Source organism: Nocardia sp. NPDC006630, from assembly GCF_040611495.1.
In the GTDB taxonomy this organism is placed as follows: domain Bacteria; phylum Actinomycetota; class Actinomycetes; order Mycobacteriales; family Mycobacteriaceae; genus Nocardia.
Map to the genome: position 1 here is coordinate 315,659 of NZ_JBEXOK010000010.1, position 23,650 is coordinate 339,308.

General features: G+C 65.1%; 24 protein-coding genes. 11 read left to right on the top strand and 13 right to left on the bottom strand.

Features of this window, described 5'->3' with window-relative positions; genetic code table 11:
• Nucleotides 1-3: 3 nt before the first annotated feature.
• A complete protein-coding gene (locus ABZX86_RS29870; RefSeq protein WP_355128032.1) occupies nucleotides 4-1,287 on the bottom strand; it encodes a hypothetical protein in 1,284 nt (427 codons plus the stop codon).
• A gap of 459 nt (nucleotides 1,288-1,746) precedes the next feature.
• Between ABZX86_RS29870 and ABZX86_RS29875 the strand changes: the two genes are divergently transcribed.
• The 11 genes from ABZX86_RS29875 (at nucleotide 1,747) to ABZX86_RS29925 (ending at nucleotide 11,175) form a co-directional block, all read left to right on the top strand.
• A complete protein-coding gene (locus ABZX86_RS29875; RefSeq protein WP_355128034.1) occupies nucleotides 1,747-2,262 on the top strand; it encodes a hypothetical protein in 516 nt (171 codons plus the stop codon).
• Nucleotides 2,263-2,309: 47 nt separating this feature from the next.
• The gene (locus tag ABZX86_RS29880; protein ID WP_355128036.1) at nucleotides 2,310-2,807 is read left to right on the top strand and encodes a hypothetical protein; all 498 of its coding nucleotides are present in this window, start codon (nucleotides 2,310-2,312) and stop codon (nucleotides 2,805-2,807) included.
• Between the two features lie 148 nt (nucleotides 2,808-2,955).
• The gene (locus ABZX86_RS29885) at nucleotides 2,956-3,642 is read left to right on the top strand and encodes a 6-phosphogluconolactonase (RefSeq protein WP_355128038.1); all 687 of its coding nucleotides are present in this window, start codon (nucleotides 2,956-2,958) and stop codon (nucleotides 3,640-3,642) included.
• Entirely contained in the window at nucleotides 3,639-4,718 is a 1,080-nt protein-coding gene (locus ABZX86_RS29890; RefSeq protein ID WP_355128040.1) for an ROK family protein, read from the top strand. The genes ABZX86_RS29885 and ABZX86_RS29890 overlap by 4 nt, the downstream gene beginning before the upstream one ends.
• Before the next feature lies 1 nt (nucleotide 4,719).
• On the top strand, nucleotides 4,720-5,850 hold the full coding sequence (locus ABZX86_RS29895; RefSeq protein WP_355128042.1) for a sedoheptulose 7-phosphate cyclase: 1,131 nt from the start codon (nucleotides 4,720-4,722) through the stop codon (nucleotides 5,848-5,850).
• A gap of 2 nt (nucleotides 5,851-5,852) precedes the next feature.
• Nucleotides 5,853-6,977 carry an alcohol dehydrogenase catalytic domain-containing protein gene (locus ABZX86_RS29900; RefSeq protein WP_355128044.1) on the top strand — a complete coding sequence of 375 codons (1,125 nt, stop codon included), beginning with the start codon at nucleotides 5,853-5,855 and terminating at the stop codon, nucleotides 6,975-6,977.
• Entirely contained in the window at nucleotides 6,974-8,038 is a 1,065-nt protein-coding gene (locus tag ABZX86_RS29905; protein WP_355128046.1) for an alcohol dehydrogenase catalytic domain-containing protein, read from the top strand. Before ABZX86_RS29900 ends, ABZX86_RS29905 begins: the two co-directional genes overlap by 4 nt.
• Nucleotides 8,035-9,159, top strand: a complete 1,125-nt coding sequence (locus ABZX86_RS29910; RefSeq protein WP_355128048.1) for a DegT/DnrJ/EryC1/StrS family aminotransferase — start codon at nucleotides 8,035-8,037, stop codon at nucleotides 9,157-9,159. Before ABZX86_RS29905 ends, ABZX86_RS29910 begins: the two co-directional genes overlap by 4 nt.
• On the top strand, nucleotides 9,156-9,827 hold the full coding sequence (locus tag ABZX86_RS29915) for a ribulose-phosphate 3-epimerase (protein WP_355128050.1): 672 nt from the start codon (nucleotides 9,156-9,158) through the stop codon (nucleotides 9,825-9,827). The genes ABZX86_RS29910 and ABZX86_RS29915 overlap by 4 nt, the downstream gene beginning before the upstream one ends.
• Before the next feature lie 216 nt (nucleotides 9,828-10,043).
• A complete protein-coding gene (locus ABZX86_RS29920; RefSeq protein ID WP_355128052.1) occupies nucleotides 10,044-10,466 on the top strand; it encodes a GNAT family N-acetyltransferase in 423 nt (140 codons plus the stop codon).
• A 64-nt stretch (nucleotides 10,467-10,530) separates the two neighbouring features.
• A complete protein-coding gene (locus tag ABZX86_RS29925; protein WP_297617770.1) occupies nucleotides 10,531-11,175 on the top strand; it encodes an NUDIX hydrolase N-terminal domain-containing protein in 645 nt (214 codons plus the stop codon).
• A gap of 185 nt (nucleotides 11,176-11,360) precedes the next feature.
• Here ABZX86_RS29925 and ABZX86_RS29930 read toward each other — a convergent pair whose 3' ends face one another.
• From ABZX86_RS29930 to ABZX86_RS29985, 12 genes are all read right to left on the bottom strand, one after another.
• Complete coding sequence (locus tag ABZX86_RS29930) at nucleotides 11,361-12,161, bottom strand: DUF4913 domain-containing protein (protein WP_355128055.1); 801 nt, start codon at nucleotides 12,159-12,161, stop codon at nucleotides 11,361-11,363.
• 80 nt (nucleotides 12,162-12,241) lie between these two features.
• Nucleotides 12,242-14,107, bottom strand: a complete 1,866-nt coding sequence (locus ABZX86_RS29935) for a TraM recognition domain-containing protein (protein ID WP_355128057.1) — start codon at nucleotides 14,105-14,107, stop codon at nucleotides 12,242-12,244.
• A 63-nt stretch (nucleotides 14,108-14,170) separates the two neighbouring features.
• Nucleotides 14,171-15,454, bottom strand: coding sequence for a hypothetical protein (locus ABZX86_RS29940; RefSeq protein ID WP_355128059.1), 1,284 nt, complete (start codon nucleotides 15,452-15,454; stop codon nucleotides 14,171-14,173).
• Complete coding sequence (locus ABZX86_RS29945) at nucleotides 15,451-16,428, bottom strand: hypothetical protein (RefSeq protein WP_355128061.1); 978 nt, start codon at nucleotides 16,426-16,428, stop codon at nucleotides 15,451-15,453. The genes ABZX86_RS29940 and ABZX86_RS29945 overlap by 4 nt, the downstream gene beginning before the upstream one ends.
• A gap of 183 nt (nucleotides 16,429-16,611) precedes the next feature.
• Nucleotides 16,612-17,544 (bottom strand): hypothetical protein, encoded by a 933-nt coding sequence (locus ABZX86_RS29950; protein WP_355128063.1) that lies wholly within the window; start codon nucleotides 17,542-17,544, stop codon nucleotides 16,612-16,614.
• A 5-nt stretch (nucleotides 17,545-17,549) separates the two neighbouring features.
• Nucleotides 17,550-18,542 carry a hypothetical protein gene (locus ABZX86_RS29955; protein WP_355128065.1) on the bottom strand — a complete coding sequence of 331 codons (993 nt, stop codon included), beginning with the start codon at nucleotides 18,540-18,542 and terminating at the stop codon, nucleotides 17,550-17,552.
• Nucleotides 18,539-19,450 (bottom strand): hypothetical protein, encoded by a 912-nt coding sequence (locus ABZX86_RS29960; protein ID WP_355128067.1) that lies wholly within the window; start codon nucleotides 19,448-19,450, stop codon nucleotides 18,539-18,541. Before ABZX86_RS29960 ends, ABZX86_RS29955 begins: the two co-directional genes overlap by 4 nt.
• A gap of 85 nt (nucleotides 19,451-19,535) precedes the next feature.
• Nucleotides 19,536-20,393, bottom strand: a complete 858-nt coding sequence (locus ABZX86_RS29965; RefSeq protein ID WP_355128069.1) for a hypothetical protein — start codon at nucleotides 20,391-20,393, stop codon at nucleotides 19,536-19,538.
• An 85-nt stretch (nucleotides 20,394-20,478) separates the two neighbouring features.
• Nucleotides 20,479-21,465 carry a hypothetical protein gene (locus ABZX86_RS29970; protein ID WP_355128071.1) on the bottom strand — a complete coding sequence of 329 codons (987 nt, stop codon included), beginning with the start codon at nucleotides 21,463-21,465 and terminating at the stop codon, nucleotides 20,479-20,481.
• A complete protein-coding gene (locus ABZX86_RS29975) occupies nucleotides 21,462-21,839 on the bottom strand; it encodes a hypothetical protein (protein ID WP_355128073.1) in 378 nt (125 codons plus the stop codon). The genes ABZX86_RS29970 and ABZX86_RS29975 overlap by 4 nt, the downstream gene beginning before the upstream one ends.
• Nucleotides 21,840-22,030: 191 nt before the next feature.
• A complete protein-coding gene (locus ABZX86_RS29980) occupies nucleotides 22,031-22,582 on the bottom strand; it encodes a hypothetical protein (protein ID WP_355128075.1) in 552 nt (183 codons plus the stop codon).
• Nucleotides 22,579-23,646, bottom strand: a complete 1,068-nt coding sequence (locus ABZX86_RS29985; protein ID WP_355128077.1) for a C40 family peptidase — start codon at nucleotides 23,644-23,646, stop codon at nucleotides 22,579-22,581. The genes ABZX86_RS29980 and ABZX86_RS29985 overlap by 4 nt, the downstream gene beginning before the upstream one ends.
• Between the last annotated feature and the right edge of the window lie 4 nt (nucleotides 23,647-23,650).

The following is a 23,650-nucleotide window of genomic DNA, read 5'->3' on the forward strand; positions in this document are numbered from 1 at the left end:
CGATTACGGATTCAATGCGCGTGGCACAGCCCTGCGCGCCAGGCTGGCGGCGGTGAAGTCCTCGATCTCGGCGCCGAGGTCTCTGGCCTCGATAGAACCGTGGTAGTAGGTGGTGCTCAGTGTGCGAGCCATCGCATGCAGACGTTGGGCGATTGCTTCGGTGCGGCGGGCCGTATCGAGCTCGAACACAGGCGTCAGTGCCACTTGGGCGCCCGCTAAGTCTCCGCGCAAAGCGCGGGCGGCACCCAAATCGACATGCGCGCTGATCACGCCGGCGGCCCACCGCTCGTCCTCGTGAATCGCTGCAAACAGCTCGACGGCGCCCTGGGCTTCACGTTCGGCCTGGTCGCCATCGGCAAGAACGACATAAGAAGCTCCCGCGCACAAACCTCGCCGGGCACGGTCGAACGCCAACTCACCGCCTATGCCATCGAGGAATTCGTCACCGCCCGCGCGGTCGAGTTCGTCAGCGGCCGCTGCGAGCTCGGCGCGCACTTCACCGCGCGCGCCGATCATTGCCAGAGAGCGGGCATGCACGCTGTGCAGCCGGGCTCTCGCCGTCCCGTTCGGCGCCCCCTCGAGCGCACGCACGGCGATCGAGGCAGCCTCGCGCGGGCTGCCCGACCAAAACGTCACAGTGACCTGCAGCGCCTTTGCCCAGGCTTGCAACGAGGGGTGATCGATGATGCCGCCGTAGGTGTGTGCGGCACGTGCCTGCTCGGCAGCGGCCCGCAGTAGCCCCAAATCCCACGACACCGATGACAACAACCCGCACACCTGGCCTGCGATCAAGTACAGCTGCGCCTTCTGCAGAGGCTTGTGTGTGCGGTCGATTTGGGTGTACACGGTGTCGCGCAGCGCCACCAGATCCGACAACATCTCCAACGGCGGAGTCACGTAATACGCGTGCGCCGCATACTCCGAGGCCGCGTGCAGATGTTCCAGGACCGAGGGGTCCAGCGCCGCAGCCGCAGCGATGGCGTGACTCACCGATTCGCGTCCGGCATTCACAGCGAGCTCCTGTTCAGTGATCGATCGGGGGGATTGCGAGCGCGGCGGCCCCAACAACTGTTCGGCAGGCTCGCCGAACCACTTCTCAAGGACCAGTTGCGATTCCTCCCGAGGAGCGGCGACTCCTCCGAGCCATCGCTTTGCCTGAGTTTGCGAGACAACGAGTTTCAGGCCCGACGTTTCGGCTTCCGCGGCGAATGCCCGCTGAAAACCCGCAATCGTCAGACGCCTCTGCGCTGCCAGTTGTTCCAACCGGGTGCGTAGCTTCTTCGTCATCAGTCCTCCGCTCAGTCAACGTTAGAGATATCCCACCCCAAAGCGCGAGAGCTGGCGGACAAGAGGTCCGATGACGGACCAAAAAGGTCCCGAAGCGGTCCACCAAAGGACGCAGGCGCCACGCGAGAGTGACACACAGCACTCGGTGCCGGAACCGCAATCGCCCTCTCCGCGGGATAGGCGTCGCCGACAAGTCGTACCACCGCGCCGGCGATGTCCCCCGGACCGGGTGCTACCTATCAGCGCCCGTGGGGAGGTTGTCGTGCCGCCGAAAGATCTGTCATGCCGCCCGATTTCGAATGATCGTGGCATTCGCTGCTGTGAGGACGACATCGGTCAACTCACCGAAACCACCGCGATCCGCATTCTGACTCGTGATTCCCATGGCCCTGCCTGCACCTACTGGGTGGCAGCACACGCATTTCTGTCCGATGGGTTCGACTACTGAGGATTGCCACGATGTCCGACAATCGCCTCCGCCCCCGCCGCGAGTTCACGCCCCGTGAGGGAACCATGTCCACAGCATTGACCGAAACCGTTGCAGCCCAGCGCGATCGATACTGCGAAGAAAACGGTTTCACCGGTACCCACATCGACGCGTACAACCAAATCATCCTGCGCGCCGGACCCGTGGATGCCATACAGATGCCAGCCATCCTGGGCGACCGCGTGCGGATCGAGCTGAGTAGACAGCTACTGACTACGCCGATCATCGAAAACCGCCTCACGGGCGCTCTGACGGTTCTCACCCAAGCGGCATCCGCCGAGGACACCCGCAGCATCTTCTTGTTCTCGAAGCTGTACCGCGTACAAGCGATTCGGACCCCGAAAGGCGCAATGATCATGCTGCCGGGCCCCGCCGACACGATGCGCGTTTGGCTCGATAGTCCCGTGGGCACGCTCCGCCCGCCCTTCGACACGGCCGTAGCGATCACCCTGGACTCCGCGAAAGCCCTTTCCCCAGTGGGGAACTGAGCATGAACAACGGAGCCCCTCCTCCACTCCTGCCAGATTGGCATGAGATGTTCGCCGCGCTCTGCGGACATATCGGCAACAATCCGGACACGCACCCGATCACACAATGCGCGCGGGCATTGGCGGAGCTGCACCTGGCACATCGCACCGACCCCACGGGCCCACCGGATTTCGCTCTCCGGCGACTGCAACTAATCGCACAGATCGACCTGTGGACGTTGCAGCATGCCCCGTTCGCCGAGCGTTGCGCCGACTCACTCGGGCACGCGGTGGACGATATGACGCAGGCACATCTGGATGCCGTGACTGCACTGTTTGACGAACGGCGCGAGGAACTCGTCCACCGTGCCTGGCATGTGGCAGGAGAGCACGCCAACGCATGGTCGGACCTCGTGGACGAAGTGGTCTACGGCCAGCCCCGCCCGCCGGATCCAGACCCTTCCGGAGAGCCAACGCCTACCACGCATGTGCAGGTGTTCATTCCTGCTGCTGCCCAACAGTTTTGCCGTCAGTTCGGGTCAACCGGTAACCCAACCGCCCGCTGAGGCCCGCGCTGCGCACCGCGCCTCAAACCAATGCTGTCCGCACTAGGCAAGGTCAACCCCCGGATCTGCAGCCAGTTGCTACGACCCGCACGAAATTCCCACGAGAGAAGGACACGATTGTGACCGAAAGACACACCATGGAGATGCAATGACGCCGAACTGCCAGTTCCACGCCGATGCACAAACAATGGCGGTGGCAGCGGCCGCGTTGATCGAGAGGCGGATCCGCGAGGTTCTCCGCCGGCGTGAGGACTGTGTGCTCGCAGTGGCAGGAGGCACGACGCCACTACCGACGTACCGCAGGCTGATCGAGAGCGACATCGATTGGGCCTGTGTGCATCTCATACAAACTGATGAGCGGATGACTCCGGACCCGGCGCAACGATATGGCACAGCGCTCGCATCGGCCTTCGATCTCACCGACACTGCGGACGCGGCCCGCCCGCGGTGGCATCCGATCCCTCACGGCAACCCCTTCGAGGTCGCCGGCCTGTACGCCGAACAAATCGCGCGGCTGCCTCGACCCGACATCGTGGTGCTGGGGTTGGGCGCCGACGGACACACGGCCGCGATCTTCGAACCTGATATTCCCGTCTGCACCCAGACGGTCCTGGCTACCACCCGCGACGACGAAGACCGAGTCACCCTCAGCCAGGACCACCTGCACGCCATCCCGACCCGGATTCTGTTGGCGACCGGCAGTGGGAAGAAGGCCGCGGTGACGCAATTGCTCACGCCTGCCGACAGTGCGGCGCGCACATCTGCTGCGCTGGTTCTGGACGAGAACGGTTATCTGTTCGCCGACTTCGCCGCGCAACCGGCGGCGCTGGCATGATCGCGACCACAAACGACGAGCCGGTGATCGTGCACGATATCGGCGGCACCTGGTGGCGCTCAGCCATCGTCGATGCCAACGGCGCTCTGACGCATCCTGTCCGGTATCCGGCGGTCACTCGAGCCGGCACCGGCCGCCATCCCTCCACGCTTCGAGAACTGCTGGTGCGGTATCTCCTTGACCGCACCTGGACGCTTCTCGCCCGATATCCCGGTGTGCGCCGAGTCGGGATTTCGCTCGGTGCCGCGATCAACGCCACCACCGGGCAGGTCATGGCCAGCGCCCCGCTGTGGGGTGACGCGCTGGACCCCTTCGATCTGCGCGCAGTACTGACCGCCGCGGAACCGGGCCTGATCTGGTGTGTCGCCTCCGACGTGACGTGTCTGGTGGTCGCTATCGCCGCCCAGGGGGAAGTGCAGGCGCAGGGATGGCGGTGTCTGACCGGTGTCACGGTCAGTACCGGAATCGCTGCCCGGACGATCGATGTCGCCTCTGGTGTCGTGCTCGTCGATCCGATTCATGGCATCCAAGGGGAAATCGGGCACTTGCCCGCACTCTCGCCTCCCCCACCGGGAACCGTTGCCGCTGAGCTGATCTGCGACTGCGGGGCGACTGGGCACATTGCGGCGATCTCGTCGGGCGCGGCGATCGAACGCAACCTAGCGCAGCTGTCGAGCATCCTCGACGTCACCGACAGCCCCAACCCCCCTATGCCACTGTTGGCTCGACTGCACACCGCCCTGCAGAACGAGAGTGCTTCTGCCGCAGCATTTCTCGATGCGTCGACTGCGCCGGTCGCGCTGGGGTTGCTGTACCTGCTGACCATCGATCCGCGAGTCGATCACGTGTATGTGACCGGTGGAGTCGTGGACATGCTCGGTGAGCACTGGATGGCCAGCCTGTACCGGACATTGGAGCATCACGGCCTGTACCTGGCCTCTACTCACCAACCCAGCATCTTCCGAGAGCGCATCACTCGGCTGGACGCCGACGGCCACGAACCGATGCGTGGTGCTGCGCGATTGGCCCTCGACAGCACCGCGCCGGCGGCGCGACAAGCACTGGAGGCACCCTGATATGGATCGCACCTGGACCGTCCGAGAAGACCGGACCGTGTCGTACTCGATCACCCGCACCAGCCGCTGTCTCGACCCCGGCAACCGGGACCTCGCGAAAGCGTTGGGGACCGACCGCCGCCGCACCCTCGTGGTCGTCGACGCCACAGTGCTCGCGCATTTCGGTGATGCCATCGAAGCATATTTCCACGACGCCGCCGCCAGCTACACGATCCTGACGATCGAGGCGGCCGAGCGCACCAAGACCGCCGAAACGGTGGGAAGGATCGTCCGCGAGTACGACCGATTCAGCCTCTCACGGCGGCGCGACGCCGTCGTTGCCATCGGCGGTGGCGTCCTGACGGACGTCGTCGGGTTCGCCAGTTCGATCTATCGGCGTGGGGTGCCGTACGTGCGGGTGCCGACGACCTTGCTCGGCATGGTCGATGCCGCGGTGGGTGCGAAGACCGGCATCAATGTCGGCAAGCGCAAAAACCGTGTAGGCACCTACTATCCGGCTGTTCACACGGTGGTGGACCCGCACTTCCTGGCCACCCTGCCGGACCGTCAGATCGCCAACGGCATGGCCGAAATCCTCAAGATTGCGCTGATCAAGGATGTCGGGCTCTTCCACACGATCGAGCAACGGTGGAGCAGTGCACACGATTTCGCCACCAACACCGCCGTCGCGGGGCCGGTGATCGACGCCGCGATCTCCGCGATCCTGGAAGAGCTCGAAGGCAACCTGTTCGAGAACAACCTGGCACGAGCCGCCGATTTCGGGCACACCTTCAGTCCGAGTTTCGAACTGGCCGCACAACCGATCCTGTACCACGGCGAGGCGGTAGCGATCGATATCGCATTGTCCTGCCTGATCGCACGAGAACGGGGACTTTTCCACGATCAGTGCTTCGACCGGGTCGCCGACCTCATGACGCGGATCGGCTTGCCGCTGCACCACGAATGCATCACCGAAGACCTTCTGGCCGCCGGCCTGGAGGACTCCGTCCGCCACCGCGACGGTGCCCAGAACATTCCCCTGCCCACGGGGATCGGTGACGCCGAGTTCGCTCAGGATATCGCTCTGAAAGAGGTTGTCGCAGCAGCGGATTCGCTGCGCTCGATGTCTCAGCAACTGAGTGTGGTGAGGTGAGCATGTCTGCCGCGACAAGTGTTGAGCATCGTGCGTTGATCCGCGAAGGCCACACGCTGCGGATCCAGCGCGACCTCACCACGCCAGGATTGGGCGCGTCGGTATTTCGGATACTGCGCGCCGGGGTGTGCGGCACGGACCTGCAGATCCTGCGTGGTGCTCGCCGCGACCAGGCGACCATCTTGGGGCACGAGGCCATCGCCGTGCGGGAGGCCACCGAGCACGGCGCGCGGGGCTGCGTCATCTTCAACCCCGTGTACCGGGCCAACCAAGACCAGATCCTCGGGCACAGCTACCCCGGAGTGTGGCAGGACCCGCTCATCACCTCCAACCCCTGCCATAGCGTGCCTGCCCAGCAGACACTCCCGGTGGATTTGGGGCCACTGGTTGAGCCGATCGCCACCGCGCTGTACGCGTGGGAGCTGATGAGCGTGCACCTGCCGGCGCGCTCACGCGTTGCGGTCATCGGGGGTGGGTCCGCGGCGATGCTCGTGGCGATCGTGGGTGAGCAACTCGGATATCGGATGCTCCTGGTGCACCCACGCCGCGAACGCCTGGCGTACCTGACGCGCTTGTGCCTGCTCGCCTCCACGGACCTGTCCACCCAGCTGGCACCCGGCAGTGTCGACGGCGCGCTCGTGTGCGCCCCCCGCGAGGCAGCGATACCGGTGCTCGCTCAAGCTGTCTCCGCCGTCACCGACGGCGGAGTAGTGGACCTGTTCGGCGGTATCGCCGACGATCTGCGTCACCCGGCTCTGCCAGGCGCACGGTTGGGCGCCGTGCGCCGGCGCAATATCTGCGGTCACAACGCTCTCAAACCTGCTGTGCAGCAGACGCTTTCCGATCAGGGCAAGAAGCTGTGGATCACCGGGCACCGAGGCACTTCGGACGAGCAGCTGGAGCAGGCCCAACTGCACCTTCTGCACGACCCGGAGCGCTTCGCGGCCATGATCACCTCCGTGATCTCCCTCGAGGCGGCCGCACAACAGATCCCGATGATGGCTCAGCAGATCCACACCGGCGGTGAACATCTCAAAGTGCTCGTCGATCCCACCATGACCACCTACTCGCGGCCGGTCGACCTCACCGTCACCGTCGCCGACCTTCTCGCACAGGAGCACTCATGATCACCGTGGGCAGAACCTTCGGCCGCATCGACCACTGTGAAGGCAGCGCGTATCTCACTCGGGGCACCGTGTCAGAACCTGCGGACACGAGCATGGTGGTGCTCGAACCTGTCATGGTCGGCGTGTGCCGATCGGACCTGCGCGAGATCACCGGAACCCGGTTCGGCCGCAAAGACTTCGGGCACGAAATCATCGGCGAAGTGGTCGAGACGACCGCGGACCTGGCCGACCTGCGCGGAATGCGGGTGCTGTTCGACCCGCACCCCACGCTCAGCGCCCGCACCTCGGGGTACGCGCAGGTGGTTCAATTGTGCGGCAGCCCTGATCAGCTTCGCGCCGCGTTGGTCCCCGTTCCCGACGCAATGGCCACCGCAGTAGCGGTTTTCACCGAACCGCTGGCGTGTGCGATACACGCCGTTCGCCATCTGAACGAGGTTACCGACGCTATCGGCGGTGACCTCGAATCGCCGATCGCAGTCGTCGGCGCCGGGATGGCGGGCACCCTGATCGCCGCTACTCTCACCGCGCGCGGTTACCGCTGCCAGCTGTTCAACCCGAGCGCACCGCGGATCGAGTTCCTGCGCCAGCGCCGCGCCTTGCCCGCGCGTGTGCTTGCTGTACAAGACGATCAGGTGAGCTGGCGACGAGTGGTGCTGGCCACGGCCGTTGCGTCCGAGCCGGTGCTCACGACGTGCACGAGCATGCTCAGCGACGCTGGCCTGTTGGTCCTTTTCGCGGGCACCCACCCTGGTATGCATCTGCGAGGGATCGACCTCGACACGGTGCGCCGTGAGCAGCAGGTCCGCACGTTCACAGCGGAAAGCAAAGACATCACCGTCGCCGGTACCTACGGCGCGACGCGGGCCGACTTCACCGAAGCTCTGTCGCTGCTCATGGCCGCCCCCGACGATGACGACTGGTCACCCGCTCGCTGTGTGCAGCGCCTGACCAGAGAAATCGTGCCTTTCCTGCGGGCTGCCGCCCACCTTAACGTTTCCGCCGCGGGCGGTGGGCTCGGTAAAACTCTCATTGACGTGCGCCCCGATTCCGGTCTGTCATGAGGGTCCCGCGCTACGCCTACGCCAGCCAGTTCCTGGACCTGCCTGCCCTGTCCGCGCACCTGTGCGATGTTCTCGCGGCGGGCGAATACATCCTGAGCGAGCATGTCCAGCGATTCGAGGATCGCTTCGCGGCCTACCTCGGGGCGCGTTGCGCGGTCGGCGTCAACTCGGGCACCGATGCCCTGATACTGGCCCTGACGGCCCTGGGAATCGGGCGCGGTGACGAGGTGATCACCGTCGCGAATACCTTCCACGCCACCGTGCTTGCTGTGCTGTCCGTCGGTGCGACGCCTGTGCTGGTCGACTGCGAGCCCGGCAGCTGGTTGATGGACCTGGACGCCACCGCCGCGGCCTGCGGGCCGCGCACTCGCGCCATCCTGGCCGTGCATTTATTCGGCCGAACCCTGGACATGGATCGGCTCGTCGCGCTCGCAGACCGGCACGGAGTCGCCTTGGTGGAGGACTGCGCACAAGCGGTCGGTGCCACCTGGCGCGGCCGCAAGGTCGGCACCTTCGGTGCGGCCGGTTGCTTCAGCTTCCATCCATCGAAGAACCTGGCCGCCGCCGGAGACGCGGGCGCCGTCGTCACCAGCGACCTCACCCTCGATCGGGAACTGCGGATCCTGCGCAACCTCGGACAAGACGGACAGAACAACCATGTTCACCTCGGTATGAACAGCAAGCTCGACGCAGTGCAGGCAGTGGTACTGGATGCCAAACTCAACGCACTCGATGAGTGGAACGCCGCCCGCCGCACCATCGCCGACCTCTATCGGCAGGCATTGGCCCCCACCGGTATTTCCGTTGCGCCCGCTCCGTCACCGCCCGGCGATCACGTCTATCACCTGCTCCAGGTGACAACCCTTCACCGCGACCAGGTGCTGAACCGTCTACGAGCCGATGGCGTGGACGCTGTCGTCCGCTACCCCGTCCCCGTTCACCGGCAACCCGCGTTCGCCGCCCGCGCCAACGGCCGAGGGGAGTTCCCGCACACCGAATTTCAGGCCGTGCACACACTGTGTCTTCCTATGAGGCCCGATCTCACCGACTCCGATGTCGGATTTGTCTGCACCACAATGACTTCCGCCGTTGCCGCCTCTACTTCAGGAATTCCCTTATGAGCGTTCGTATCGCACCAGCACTACTGGGGGCCGACCCGTTGGACCTGGCTTCCTCAATCAAGCAGGTCGAAGGTACCGAAGCCGCCTGCTTGCACCTCGATGTCATGGACGGTCAATACACCCCCTCGATCAGCTTCGGGTTACGCACCGTCCGCGCCGTCCGGAAGCTCACTGGACTGCCCGTCGACGTGCACCTGCAAACAGTCGACCCCGAACGCCTTCTCGAGGAGTTGATCGATATCGGGGTAGATCGAGTATCGCTGCATATCGATGCCGCACACCAGATCACGGACACCCTCCATCTACTGGGTCAGGCTCGAATCAGCAAAGGCCTGGTCCTCAACCCGGATTTGAGCATCGACCACCTCGAGCCCTACCTGCCGCAGGTAGACGTGGTGGTCCTTATGACCAGCATTCCGGGCACCAGCCGCTTTCAGCCCGCTGTCATTGCTAAGATTGCTGCGCTACGCGCACGCCTGGACGAAATCGGGCTCGACACAGTCGATCTGGTCGCAGATGGCGGCATCACCGCGGCCAACGCCGCGCAGATCATCGAGGCCGGCGCCGACACTCTCGTCGCCGCCAGCGCAGTGTTCGGGTCAGCGGACGGGGACATCCCCGCCGCGATCGCGAGACTCTCAACACCCGACCGGACAATCCGTCGGTGAGAGGACCATCGGAGTTATCTCACCAGGAAACGGCCACAGCAGTATCGGTGAAGCTAGGCTGTCGTCCGAACATCGGCGTGCTGGCGGCGACGAGCCCGCCCGCGACCGACGGCGCCTACCCAATTCTGTTTCAGGCATACATATTTCACCTCGATGTCAGCACAACAAGTCAACGGAAAGGCGCTTGAGGTGAGTCCAGAGCAAGACCGATCAGTCGTGGTCACACAGACCCGCGAAGCCAGCGACGACCTCTGGCAAGCCCTGACCGATCTGCTACCGCAACTGTCGACCTCGGCGCCGACCTTGACCCGCGGACACCTCGATGCGCTCCTGGCCACTCCCAGCACGAACATGCTGGCGGCGCGTCTGGACAGCACGATCGTCGGAGTCACGATCGTAGTGATATATCCGCTGATGAGCGGGGTGCGAGCACGCATCGAAGACGTCGTGGTCAACCAGAGCGTGCGTGGCTGCGGTATCGGTGAAGCACTCACCCGCGCCGCCATCGAGCTCGCCAGAGCGCACCACGCCCGCACCGTCGATCTGACCTGCACACCCTCGCGCTCGGCCGCGCGCAAGATGTACGCGCGGTGCGGATTCCAACCGCGCGACACCACGAACTACCGCTTGTCGATCTGAATCCCTCGCGTTGCCGTGCGTGAGCGTGGGCTCCTGTTCAATCGATCCTTGGAGGAATGCATCAATGAGTGATGATCGTGTAGAGGCCGAACAGCTGCATGCGCTGGCACTGCAGTTGGCGGCGATCGCGCAGAACGGCATCACCTTCGTCCGCGATGTCTTCGATGCCGAACGCTACGAGCAGGTACGGACGGTCAGCGCCGAACTCATGGCGCTCATCGGGACCGGCGACACCGCGCAGTTCCGCGAGATCCTGGCTGCGGAAATCGGTTACGCCACACCAAAAGTGGACGTTCGCGCCGGAATATTCGATCAGCAGGGCCGCATCCTGCTGATCCAGGACCGCAGCGATGAACGATGGACCCCACCGGGCGGATGGGCCGATCTCGGAGATACCCCACGCCAGGTCGCGGAAAAGGAGGTCAAGGAGGAGTCCGGACTCCTTGTGCACGCCCATACGCTGGTCGCTTGCCTGGACCGCGACACCCAAGGCCACACCCCGAAACTGCCCTCCTCGGTCTACAAAATGTTCTTTCTCTGCGATGTCATCGACGCCACCGGCGAACCGAGCCCGGTGGAGACCATGCAGATCGGATACTTCCCCGTCGACGACCTGCCACCGCTGTCTGTAACCCGCATCCTGGAGCACGAGATCCAAATGATGTTCGACCACTGGAAGAACCCTGGCAAACCCACCGTGTTCGACTGAAAATCGGGCCGCCGCTGACGCTGGACGCGAAACTGGTCGCATGGCGGCACGAGCCGTCTCCTGAAGCGTCGGCGGCCTGAGGTTATGCCTGGACCGCAGCTCAGCGCCTGCGAGCGTCTTCGGTGGACCAGGTCGCCAGATCGCCTTGGCGTCCTTGTAACTGGTGAGCTCGACGAGATCGACATTCAGAGAGTGCCGCTAGTTCGAAGGATCCGAAAGTCTGGCCCGAATCCCAGTTCGTCTACCGGTAACGAGCCCGCTGCGGACCCAAACCAGCCCATCGGCACCGACGCGAACGGAAGACCGGGCTGAGGCACGTGCCGGTCGGGCGTGCAGCGGTGCAGCGGTCCTTGTGCGGCATCGAGGATCACCCGCATGTGAGGGTCGATGTGCGAGACGAACAGGGTGCTCATCGCCGTTTTGTCTTCGGCCAGACGTGCTGTTTCGAAGACTGCGCGCAGTGCGGCGAATCGAACTGCGACGCCATGGTGTGCCCACCATTGCCGGCACCAGGTGTATTGCCCTTCGCGGTGATTGGCGGCGACGCGCACTGCGGTCACCGGGAGCAGCCATTGCTCGACGAAGTCGGTGTAGTGCGCAAACCGCGGCGGCTTTCGCTTCCCCTGCTCCCCATCGCTGACGTTGGATGGTCGTCGCATGTCTCCGAACCAGCCCGGCGGCACGGGATCGGCGGAAAGTGCTTGCAGTGCGATATGTTTGGTTCGTGTGCAGCGGTGCAGGGGTCCGTTGGCAGCGTCGAGGATGATTCTCATGTGGGCATCGATGTGGCTGAGCATGAAGGTCGATATCGCTCCGCCGGAGCGGCTGCGGCGAGAGGCTTCGAACACGTTGTGCAGGGCCGCGATGCGCACTGCGACTGGGCGGTGGCGCCACCACTGCGGGCACCAGGTGAAGGTCTGTTCCCGGTTCGCCTCGGCGAGGCGCACGGTCTGGAAGGGGAAGAGCCATTTCTCGGCGAAGGTCACGAAGTCCGGGTAAGCCGGGGGCTTGGGTGGATTCGTCGGGGCACCGCTGGACTGGGGCATGGCACTGGCAGAAGGTGTGGTCATTGTGGGGCGTCTCCGTCCTGTCCGGATGGTCTGGTTGTACGGGGTTGTTTGCGCAGGGAGACAGCGTGTTCGAACTGGCGCAGTGACGCGGTGACGAGTGAAGCGAAGACGGGGTGGTTCCACCAGAAGACTTTGCGCACGAGCATCGGCTGATGGCCGGGCAAGCGGATCAGGGCCCGATCCTTGGGCAGCGCACCGAGTTTGGCGACGTTCAGGACAGGTTCCGACCGCCAGGATGTGGTGCGGTTGACGCCGCCGGGGCCGTGCGAGCGGGAGTGGTCGGCCACGTCGTGCTCATCGATCATTTTCGACCATTCGTCGAGGTAGCCGACGGAGGCGATGTTGCCGCCGTAGATCTCGATCGATTGGGCGCGCATGATCTTCACACCGTTGACGCCCCAGAGATCTTCGCCTTGTTCGAGGACCTGAATGATGGTCATCAAGATGATTCCGCAGCCACCGCAGTAGGTGTAGTAGCTGGGCAGCTCGCCGATGCGGGCGCAGTTGGCCGCTTCATCGAGCACCGCCAGCAGCGGCACCGCCAGACGGCCGTCCAAGCGCCCTCGAGCGACAGCGAGCGCGGCTTCCAATATCTGGCCGACGAGCGCGGCGGTCAGCGGGCCGGCCGAGTCGGGGCCGGTCATGGATAGGGCGTACAGGGTGTCGGTGCTGCTAACGAACTCGGCGGGCTTGAATTCGGGCAGGTGATGGCGTGCGGGTTCGTGCCGGATATCGATGACGACCTTGTCTTCGCCTTCGTAGACGCTGAAGCGTTTGCGGGTGGGAGGTGTGACCATGCGGGCGTAGTTTTCGTCAGACAGGACATTGAGGAAGCGTCTTCCCATGTCGTACAACCCATCTCGCTGCCGGGCGTAGAGGCTTTGGGCATCCAGAATCCGTTGTGCGGGCCGGTGGTGGCCGTGGTCGCGCAGGATCAGGGCCGGGGTTTGGTCCTGGTCGCCGGAGAGCCATTCGGCGACGTGTAGTAGGTCGCCGCCGACGCAGGCGGCGGCAAATGCGTACAGGCTCAACAGTTCTTGTGCGCCGCCGTCGAAGTAGGTGTCGACTTTGGCGTTTGCCTGCTGGGCGGCGGAGCCGGAGGAGCCGCTGACGAAGAACGCCGCGAGTTTGCGTGCCGCGGGCAGGCTGGTGACTTGCGAGAGCAGGTCGACCCAGAAGTCGCACTCGGCGCGCCCGCAGACCGCTTGCAGGTCACACAGCCAGATCCGGCCCTGTTGCGCACGCCCGTATCGGGTGTGCCGGTACAGGTCCGGCTTGTTGCTGGTCGCCAGCGCCGGCCCCCACGCGGACAGCACCGCGGGTATCGCCCAGGCCATTGTTTTGCCGGTCCGCTGACCGGCAGCGATGAACACCCCCAGTTCGGCGGGGATGAACAACTCGACGTCTTGGAGCACGGTGCGCCCCAGCGGTGGCCCCGGTAGTTCCCTCACCTCAACGGGGGCATCCTTGAGCAGTCGCGCCGCCGCGGAGAGGTTGTCGCTGTGTCGGGCGATGGTGATGGTGCGAGATGGTGCCATGGTTCGTGCGGCCGAGTCGATGCCACTCGGGTGCGGGAGGCGGGGACGGATCATCGCGGCAGCGCCGACTGCCGTGAGCACGAGCGCTAGTGCGACACAGGTGGATTGCCAGGGCCAGTGTCGTCGTCCCAAAGCCAGCTGAAGGTAGGCGGCGACCGGGTTACCGGTGACCGGCAGTCCCGCCCACCACTCCCCCAGGCACATCGCTGCCCACCCGGCCAGGCACAACAAGACGGCAGCGAGAAACAGCAGGAGCAGCCACGTTTCCTCACCGAGTCCGCCGGTGTTACGGCGTCGCGTTTCTCGCGTCGGCAACCCGATCATCTCCTTCCACCTCTGGGGGCAGAGCTGTGGAGGAATGCGGGTTTTGTTGTCGCGCAGTAGGTGTCATAGGTCAGCGCCCATGTCGTATTCGATCGATGCTGGGGTGCTGGGCTGTGGTGGATCTACTGGTGCCGTCCAGGTGCCGTCGTCTATGTCGGCGAGTACGGCGTCGATCGCTTCGACGATCCGGGTGCCGTCGGTGGCTGCCACGTCGGTATCGAATCGGTTGAGATTGGTTGTCTCACTGCCATTTTCGATTGCGGACGTGAGTTCGAGGTGCGGGTCGGAACCCTGGTGGACGCCGCTGTCGGCGATGTTGTTGCGGGACGCTGTGGAGAGTGCGCGGTCGCGTTCTTCGGTCAGTTGTGCGATGCGGCCCAGGCGGGGGTGGGAGGGTTCGGTGCTCCAGTAGATGCCGTCGCGGCCGAGGAGGTAGGCGCGGTCGATGTCGGCGGCGTGCACTCCGGCACGTAGTGCGTCGCGGCGGGCGGCGGCCGCCCCGTTGCGCAGGGCTTCCAATCGGAGGATGCGGGCTTGGTCGTCGTGGCCGTCGAACGCCTCAGCCACCGTACTGTGCTCACAGGACAGGTCCTGGATTTCCCGCAGCAGGGCGGCCTGTCGTAGTTCCCATGCCGCGGACTCCCCGTAGTTGTAGGAGATCGGTGCGTCCCGAATCACGCGCGGCAACAACGCGGTACGCGCGTCGTGGCCGGTGTCGAGGTCACCACGTTGTCCCTCGGCATCGAGGACTTCCTCGGTGGCCGCGATGGTGGCATCGATCTGCTCGAGGGTGAATTGAGGGGTCGCGCTGCGGATGTCGCGGGGCGCTCCGAGTGTGCGCTCCACGGATGTGCGAAGGTCGGGGCCTTGCTCTGCCGGCGGGGAGAGGGAGGGCTCGGGCGGGTAGAGGTTCGGGAATCGGTGCCCGACGTTCGAACCCACGGCTATGGTGGTGTCGAGGCCGTGGCCGGTGATGGCGCGGGCTTGTTGCAGACTGCGCCACAGGTCCTCGTCGATGGCGAGTTCTCCGGCGCTGCGGGCGCGGGCGAGTTGGTCGAAGTTGCGCCGTGCCAGATCCGGGCGGGCCTCCCATCCCATGACGGCGGCCTGCAAGCTCTCCCACGTGCGCCGAAAGTGCGGGGATTCGTGTCGTCCCCACCGTGCGGCCAGGGTGCCGGCGTGCGCGTTCAGTTCCGCGGTATCGGCTGCAGTGAGCCCGAACGGGGCGATTTCTCGGAGTTGGTAGTACTTGGCGAAATCGGCCCGTAGTTGTCGTTCGGTGCTGTTGGCGGCGTCGCGGTAGTAATCAGGGTTCGCGTAGCCGATCGGTTCGGCGATCCAAGTCATGGCTCGACCCCCGGATCGGGGTCTGCAGAAGGAGGTGTCGAGTGTTCGGGTCCGGGGGCCGGGTTCTCGTCGTGGTGCAAGGGTGAGTCGGTATCAGTCAGCGTGGCCTCCACAGCCGCGCTGATTCCCCTGCCGAGGGCGAGCTCCTCATCGGTAACTGGCACAGCCTCGGATTTGTCGAAGAGGTTCGCCAAAAGCAAAGTCACGTTGGCGTTTTGAAGCTTCTTAAGCGACTGCAGCCCGGATATTGGATCCTTCCGTGGCGCCGGACCCTGCCAGTCGGCATCGACAAGGTCACCCAGCAGCTCACGTAACGAGTTCTCGTTGCGGGTCAGGTGATCGCCGAGCGCGTCGATCGCGGCCTGCGCGGTCTCGAGTCGGCGAGTGAGGTCCTGGACCTGCTCGCGTTGCTCGGTGGCCTGGCTTTCCGCGTGATACAGCTGCTCACTGAGTTGTTCGAGGCGACCGAGCCGCCGATGCGCGGGTTGTTGATCCCAGGAAACCCCGCTGCTGCCAGCATTTTCGGCGTCCTCGATCGCGGCGGCGTCGATCCCGGCGTGCGCGGCCTCGGCTCGTGCCTGCTGCAGATCCTCGCCGACCCCGTTGACGAACATCGCCCAGCGATACTTCCGGTCCCCGAAATCGAGGTCGTTCTCGACCGCGTTCCTCATCCACGCCGAGCGCAGGGCGGCGAAGTTCTGAACGGCTCTCAGCTTGGTCGCTTGGACGGCATCGATGTCGTTGCTGCCGAAGCGATGCGCGATCGCACCGGCGCGTAGCGCCTGCGGCACATCGAATTTCGACGCATGCGCTCGATGAACCCAATCCTGGTGGTCTGTCGAGGGGTGGCTTGTCGGCTTCGCGCCGTCTACTGAGGACTGTCGGGTTGATTCACGACCGTGTTGCGGCGGGACCGGACCAAGTGCTGGCGGGCGTTCGCCGTCGCGGGAGATTTCAGAATGATTGTCGGACATCGTGTTCCGCCCTCGTGGTTCGAAGCGGTCCGTAGCGGATGGTGGGATCCGTTGCGGTGGTGGTGATGTCCCTCGCGGTGTGGTGGTTTTCGTGGTGGCAGCGCCAGCGCCACGACGAATCGGGATCTGCGGGCGCCGCAGCTGCTAGCCGATGTCATCGGAAAGCGAGGCGCCGGGGCGGTGTCAAGGTTCCGGTCCGCTGTTGTGCGGTGGCTCGGTGACCATCGGACCGGTCTCGGGCAGCTCGTGTCCCCAGCTCCAGGTCGCGTCGTCTGGAAGGGCGGCGTCGATCGCTGTCTGGATGTGCCCCTGCCCGCTGGTGGGAGGGTCGGCCATCTCGGAGTGGAGTGTGTCGGTGGCTTGGTCGAGAAGTTGTTGCGGGGTCGGTGGCCGGATGCCTATGCGGTGCACGGGTTCTCCGGTTCGGGCATCGACGGGTATGTAGGGCGGGAGTGCGCCGTCGGGGTTCGGTTTGCTGTAGTGACGCCAGGCGAACTCGACTGCCAGGTCGTCCCACCCGTTGACCGTGGCCGCCGCCATCAGCCGTACGTCTTCGGTCTGGCTTGTCCCCCAGAGGTTTTCGGCATCGTGGACGGTTATCGCAGCGGCGTCGGCCAGGGTGGAGATCCGTGTGTGCAGCAGGTCCATATTGCGCTGGTATTCACGCCCGGCAATGGGGTCGCGCCCGAATTGGTATCCGGTGTCGGTCAGTCGTAGGTCGCGGGCGGCGGCCACGAAGGCCATGCGTTGCAGGTTCCACAGATCCACGCTGAGCATGTCCAGATAGAACTGCTTGGCCTCACTCGGTTCCTCGGGAACCATCAGCTGCCCCGTCGAAGCGGTGTGCCCGGCACCGACGTCGCGGGCACGCTCGATCCACGATTGCGGAACCCCGACCGACAATGCGATCCGTTCGGTGGATTCCCGCACCGCGGTCAGCGCGTCGAGATGGTTAAGCCAGTCTGCTTCCGGGTCGCCGTCGGTGCCGTCGTAGCCATCGGCACCGAGGCTTTCGATACGAACGAAGTCGGCGGCGAGGTCATGCACTCGCCGCAGCAGGTCGTTCTTCCACTGCGGAATCGACGCCTTGCCCGGGAGATACTCCGGATCTGTCATCACCATCACCTTCTGCGTTCACAGTTGTTGCAAGACAGCGCTATTCGGCGTGCGCGGTCATGGATCGATTTGGCTATCGACACCGGGGGCAGCGCTGTACGGGTCAGCTCCGGGCAAGGGTGTGGCGTCTTCATGCCACGTCGTTGATGTTCCGTCCGGCAACGCGGCGTCGATGGCCGTCGTGATCGGATCACCGTCAGCACCCTGCGGTGCAGGCTGGGTAGCGATCGACGTGCCGGCCTCGAGGAGCATCCGAGTCGGTGACATCGGCATGTCGGGTAACGGCACGTCGGGGCCGTGCTGTCCGGCGCGGCGCATCTTGGCCAGAGACTTACGCGCCTGGGCCGCGACGGTGACGTCGCCGTATTTGCGCCAGCGCGTGTGCAGTCGGCGATGTCGCGCCCACCGAGGTAGTGGTCCACGCGCCGATGCCACTCCGCGCTCGTCACCGACCACAGCGCGGCCCGTTCCCCGGCGTCCATCCCGATGGCGTGGGCGGCCCGCCCGGCCCGCATCCATACCGCCTCCATATTTCGGTTGAGCTGTTGGGCCACAACGGTTTCCATGCCAGACTCGGTGTCACCGGGTCCCCGCGTGTGCTGGTAGGCGGTGTGGACGGCCGCCATGTCTTTGAGCCGCTCGATGTCGTCGGCGACTCGTTGCACAGTTCTGCGCCGTCCCTGGGGAGCGGGGTCGGGCAGCGGCTGATCCTCGCGCCACTCGAACCCGCGCTGCCCGAGCGTGCGGACTCGATCTATCCATTCGGCGGGCACACCGGCGGCCCGAGCTTTGATCTCGGTCAGGTCCCTTTCGCGATCCAGGGCATTGATCCGCGTGATGACGCCGGTGGCTGTCAGTGCATCCCCGCCGGATTCGTACATGCGCTGCATCAGCTGCCCGCTGCGCAACGCCAACCGCTGGATCTGCTGCATCAGTTCGACGTGTTCGGCCGGGATCTCGTGGCGGGAGTTCGGCACATCGTTCGCTGGCCCGGTCATAGCTCGACCCCTGGAGAAGCGTCTGTTTTCGGTGGTGCCGCACCGTTGTCCGGGGTAGGAAAGGGAGGCCATTGCAGGTCGGTGTCTGATGCGAGCGCAGCGTCGACGGCCTGGCCGATGATGTGTGCCTCCGAATTGCCGGGTCCAGCCCTGAGTGCCTGGGTGACGTGCTCGAACATGGTGTGCGGGCCCGGAATTGGCGAGATGGCGTCGGCGTGACTGGGGTCTATGCCCAGTGCGGTCAGGTCGCGGTGGGCGCTTTCGGCGATGCCCGGCCAGGCATAGATGCGCCAGCGTTCTTCCAACCCCGCCGCGTCGTAAGTGGCGACCGAGGCGCCGATGATCTGCTGCCACCCGCCAGGGTCGGTCGCCCACATCCCTGCCGATTCGGCAGGGGTCAAGGAGATGGCCTGTGAGACCGTCGTGGCGCGCATCCACAAGGCGGCCATATTTCGCTCGTATTGGGCCGGTACCTGCGGGTCTTCGAAGTAGTGTGCGTCGGAGGGAAGTTGTTGATCGCGCACCACATGGATCGCGGCCATGTGCTGCAGTTGCCAGGTGTCGTTCACGACGCCGTCGATCATCATCTCCCGGACCCGATCTCCCGGTTCTACCATGTCGAGGGGAGCACGAAATCCTTGATGTCCCTGCAGGAGAGCGTCACCGACGTCGATCCGGGAGATCCCCACGGACAGCGCCTGGGTGACCGTCTCCTCACGGGAGATCGCCAGCAATTGCAATTGTGTACGCCAGGCCAGTACCGCGGAGTCTCCTGCCCCCTCGGTTATTTGGTATCCCTGCTGCAGCACTCGGGCACGGTCCGCGGCCAGGTTCTGGATACGGTCCAGCAGCCGTGCACGCCAGGTCGGCACACTTGCCGACGGTGCGAATGGAGTCGGTTCGGTCATGTCGCTTCCTCGGTCGTCGAATCATGCTGTTCAGAAACGGGTTTCACGCATCGGTCACCGCTATAGGGCTGCCCGGCAGGCCCTCTCAGGGTTCGACCCCAGGAACAATCGGGGACAACGGCACGCGATCGGTGTCTTCGGTGTTGACAAGCTCGGTGCTGGTGTCGCTGGTGATGCCGGCGGCGTCGATCGCCTCGGTGATCTGCGCGCCCGGCTCGGCAGCTACGGCGCTCAGCTCGGGTGGCGTCACTGCGGACAGATGGTGTTGGATCAGCTCGGTCATGTCGCCTGGTTCCGGCAATGCCTGTGCACCTGGCGCGATTCCGGCGTCGTCGAGGGCTATGGCTTGCAGGGCGAGTTCGGTCGTCTCGGTGCGGGCGTGTGCACGCCACCGGCCGGCCAGGGTGAGGGGGCTGTGGTCACGGACGCTCTCGGCTGCCGCGGACCAACTGTGCGCGCCCCAGAGTTGTTCGGCTTCGGCCTCCGACACCTCCAGCACGGCGGCGACGGCGTTGATCCGCTGGCTCAGGACCCGCAGTTTGCGGTCGAACATCTGCGCGGTCCCGACCTCCGATTGCGCGCCGCGTTCTCCGTAGACCGCCTTCACCGCGGCCATGTCCTGGACGTGGCGGACCTTCTGCCGCAGATCGCTCAAGAGCTGGTCTCGGTCGATGAATTGCGTTTCGCGCCAGTGCAGGTCCCCGCGCCACGCCATGCCCAGGTCGGCGCGTTGGCGGCATTGGGTAATCCACGCCGCCGGTACGCCCGCATCCGCGGCGGCGTTCTCCAGCGCCTGCCACAGCCTCGCCCGCCCGTGCAGATCCTCATACCAGGAGGCCGGGGGCACCTGCCCGGTTGATTGCTGTGTGGCTTTGGCGCGGTCCTGCATCACCCGCACTGTCGCGGCGTGAACGTGCACGGCCTTGAGGATCTTCACCTGCATGCGAGTCGGCTTGCTCATCACGGCCACCTCGAAGCCAGTTGCTGTGTGCACGTAAATGATTGCGGCATCATCCGGATGTGGCCGGTCATGGTTCGATCCCGGCTTCGGGCGGGGAGGCAGGCGAAAGTGTCGGATTGGTACCAGGGTCGCCCGGGTCGACGGTTTCGCCGTAGCCGTCGATGACTTCGGCATCGATGATGTCGGCCGCGGCGGCAGCGGTCTCGATGATGGTGCCGTTCGCGCTGGGCGGTTCCGGGTCGCCCGAGTTCTGCTCTACGTGGTGGTTCACCACGATGTCGAAGTTGAGTTCCTCGGCTAGACCATTGACCGCACGCCATACCGCTGGCAAGTTGCCCGGTCCGGGTACCGAGGCCTCGGTGTCGAGCAGGTCGTCGGGGCTCAGATCGGTGTCCTCGGTGAGCCTTTCGTCGAAGGCGTCGGCGTGCGATCTGTGTTGGTCGGACAGGTCGGCGGTGCTGTGGGCGGCCGCGTAGGCTGCTGCCGCGCGCATCGCTGCGCCATGGTCGCGGTCCTGCGCGTTGAGGGTCTCGGTGAAACCTGCGGCGCGGCGGCGAATCTCGATGAGGAGCCGCTTGTACTCGACGTCGAGGTCGTGGCGCTCTTTCTCCCAGCTCGAACGGTTGAGCAGGTTCTGGCGCTGCAATTGGTGCAGGTCGTCTTTGTTCGCGCGTTCGGCCGCGCTGTCGGCCGTACGCCGGTTCAGGTCCGCGTCTCCTCGTTCGAGGACACGCTTTTTGATCTGGCGTTCCAGATCATGCAATTCCTCGGCGCGATCGATCTGACGGGTCTTGAAATGTTTTTCGAGTTGGTGCAGTTCACTTTCGTTCTCCTGACGGGAGGTATAGCCGCTCACTTTCAGCTCGTGGACTTCGGTGTTCTGCTGCATTCGCAGGTCGGCGTCGTCGGTGCGGCGTTCGGACTCGGCCTTCGAGCGGGACTCGGCTCCGCGGCGCTGAAGCAGGTTCATCGTCATCGCGGCCGTCTGCATGGCTTGCACGAATCCGGCCCGGACCGCTTGCCCGCCTTCCTCGACGGGGTCGCCGCCACTCATGTCCTGGCCTCCAGTGCTGAGATGCGCCACCCCACAGCAGAACTCGGGCGGGTCGCGCGGATATAGACCGCCAGGCACAGCTGGGGGCCGTCTGGTGGGTGCAGGTCCACGGCAGCGACGCGGGCGAAGGTGGTGTCGCTGTCGGGCGGGTGGTCATCGTCCCCGAGGCGCGCTGTCGCGGTGACGTCGATTCCGAGACGGCTCCATCGCTGCCACTGCATGCTCGTGATCGGTGCCAGCACCGCACCGGTGGTGTCCCAGTGCGCAGCGAAACCGTCGTCCATCAACGGCATCGCAGCCCGGAAGGACGCGCGCTGGTCGGCCTGCTCACCGGGGTGGTAGGTGAACACTGTTTGCAGTACCGCGATGGCCACGTGCGGGGCCGAGCACGGATCGATTGTGCTGAAAGGCTCTGCGAACGGCGCTGCTAGACAACGGTTACCGCTGCTCGCACCGTCGGAGGCCGAGACCCGACTGCAGCCGCCCGCACCAGCGGCCGCAAGGAACAAGCAGGCGCTCCCAGCGATCATTGCTCGCCCGGTGGTGGGCCATCCGGTTGCCGGTGTCATGCCAACCCCTGAGGATTGTGAATGAGAGTGCCGAGATCAGTTGTCCACCAGTCGATCCAGCGCTCAGCTGGATGGGCGAGGGCGGGATTGTCAGGCGGCCCGGCGAAGAGGTCCAGCATCAGTCCGCTGCTGATCGCTGCGGATTCGACCGCGCTTCGGTCGACGCCGGAGTTGGCCACGCCCAGCCGCAGGGTCGCGGTGTCGGCGCCCCACTCCTCGCGTGCGCGGGCAGCGATCCAGACAGCCTGAAGTGCACCGACTGTCGCGGCTTCCTCCGCGGTGGCGATGGCCAGATCAGTGTGGAATCGGGAATGCCAGATGACCGTCCGGTCGGGCAGGCATACGGTGAATGTGCGCAGTGTGGCGGCGCTCCAGAGCACCAGATACGGGCCACGGGCAGCTAGGGCCGCCATCCGATCTTCGGGGGTCGTGAGCTTTCCCCCGCGAGGAACCTGGGTGTCCTCGGATACGCCAGCAGCCCGGGCGTCGGACTGGTCGTCCTCGTCGCGGCCGGTTCGGCCCTGTTGAGTCGTGTTGTCTTCTGTCACAAGCGTTTCCCTTCGCTGGGTTCCGGGTCGGCCGGCATACTGACGCGCCGCACATCCAGGCGGTCGCCCTCCCACAACGGGGCGATGGTGACGATCTGCCCGGTCTGAGGTGCGTGCAGGACGAGGTCTTGGCCCTTGTCGTTGCGCCCGTAGTAGATGACGACGTGGTGGGAGCTGCTCTCGCCCGGGGAGGTGAAGAAGATCAAGTCGCCGGGTTGACGCTGCTCGAACGGCACCACCTGCGCCGCAGGGTCGTCTTGCTGGGATTGGGTGTAGTGGGGCAGGCGCAACCGCCCGCCGGAGGCTTGATAGACCGCGTACAGGGTCAGTCCCGAGCAGTCGAATCCCCCGTCGGTCGGCCCGTTCTGGTCGCCGCCACCCCAGACGTACGGTGTCCCGATCCATTTCTCGGCCGCTGCGATGACCGCGGCACCGAACGCACTCGCCCCTGCGGGCAGCGGCGCACCGGATCCATTCGCTCCACACCCTGCTGCGGGTTGACCGGCCTGAGCCGCAGGCATCGATCCCGGGGCGATGTTCGCGAACTGCGCGAGCAGCCGCTGCGCGAGATCCAATTGTCCCGCATACGCATTGACCTTGGCCGCTTCGACTGCCTGTGCCAGGTCGGCCGGGGATATGTGGTCGCGGTCGGGGATCTTGTCGGCGTGGTCGTAGAACCAGTTGATCTGATAGATCGGGTTCATCAAGGTGTCGATGCCGACCGATCCCCAGACGCTGACACGCAATTGGTGCGGGCCCACCGAGTCGCCGTCGTGGCCGAGCCCGTCGTTGCTGTACCGCAAGGAATCGGGCACCGACGGATTCGCCAGATTCCGCAGAGTCGACTCGGCCGCCTGCGCCGCCAGTTCGGCAAGAATCACCGAATCCGGCTCGCCGCGCTGTGTGCCGATCGCGACACCGTTGCGTGCCAGCTGCAGCTGCCCTTCGCTCAGCCCGCCGATCGATGCACCGGTCGCGCCCTGCAATCCGCTGCCCGACACCGCAGTCGCACACGAAGACGACGGATCGGCCCCCAGCAGCACAATGAGCAGCAAAATCAACAACGCC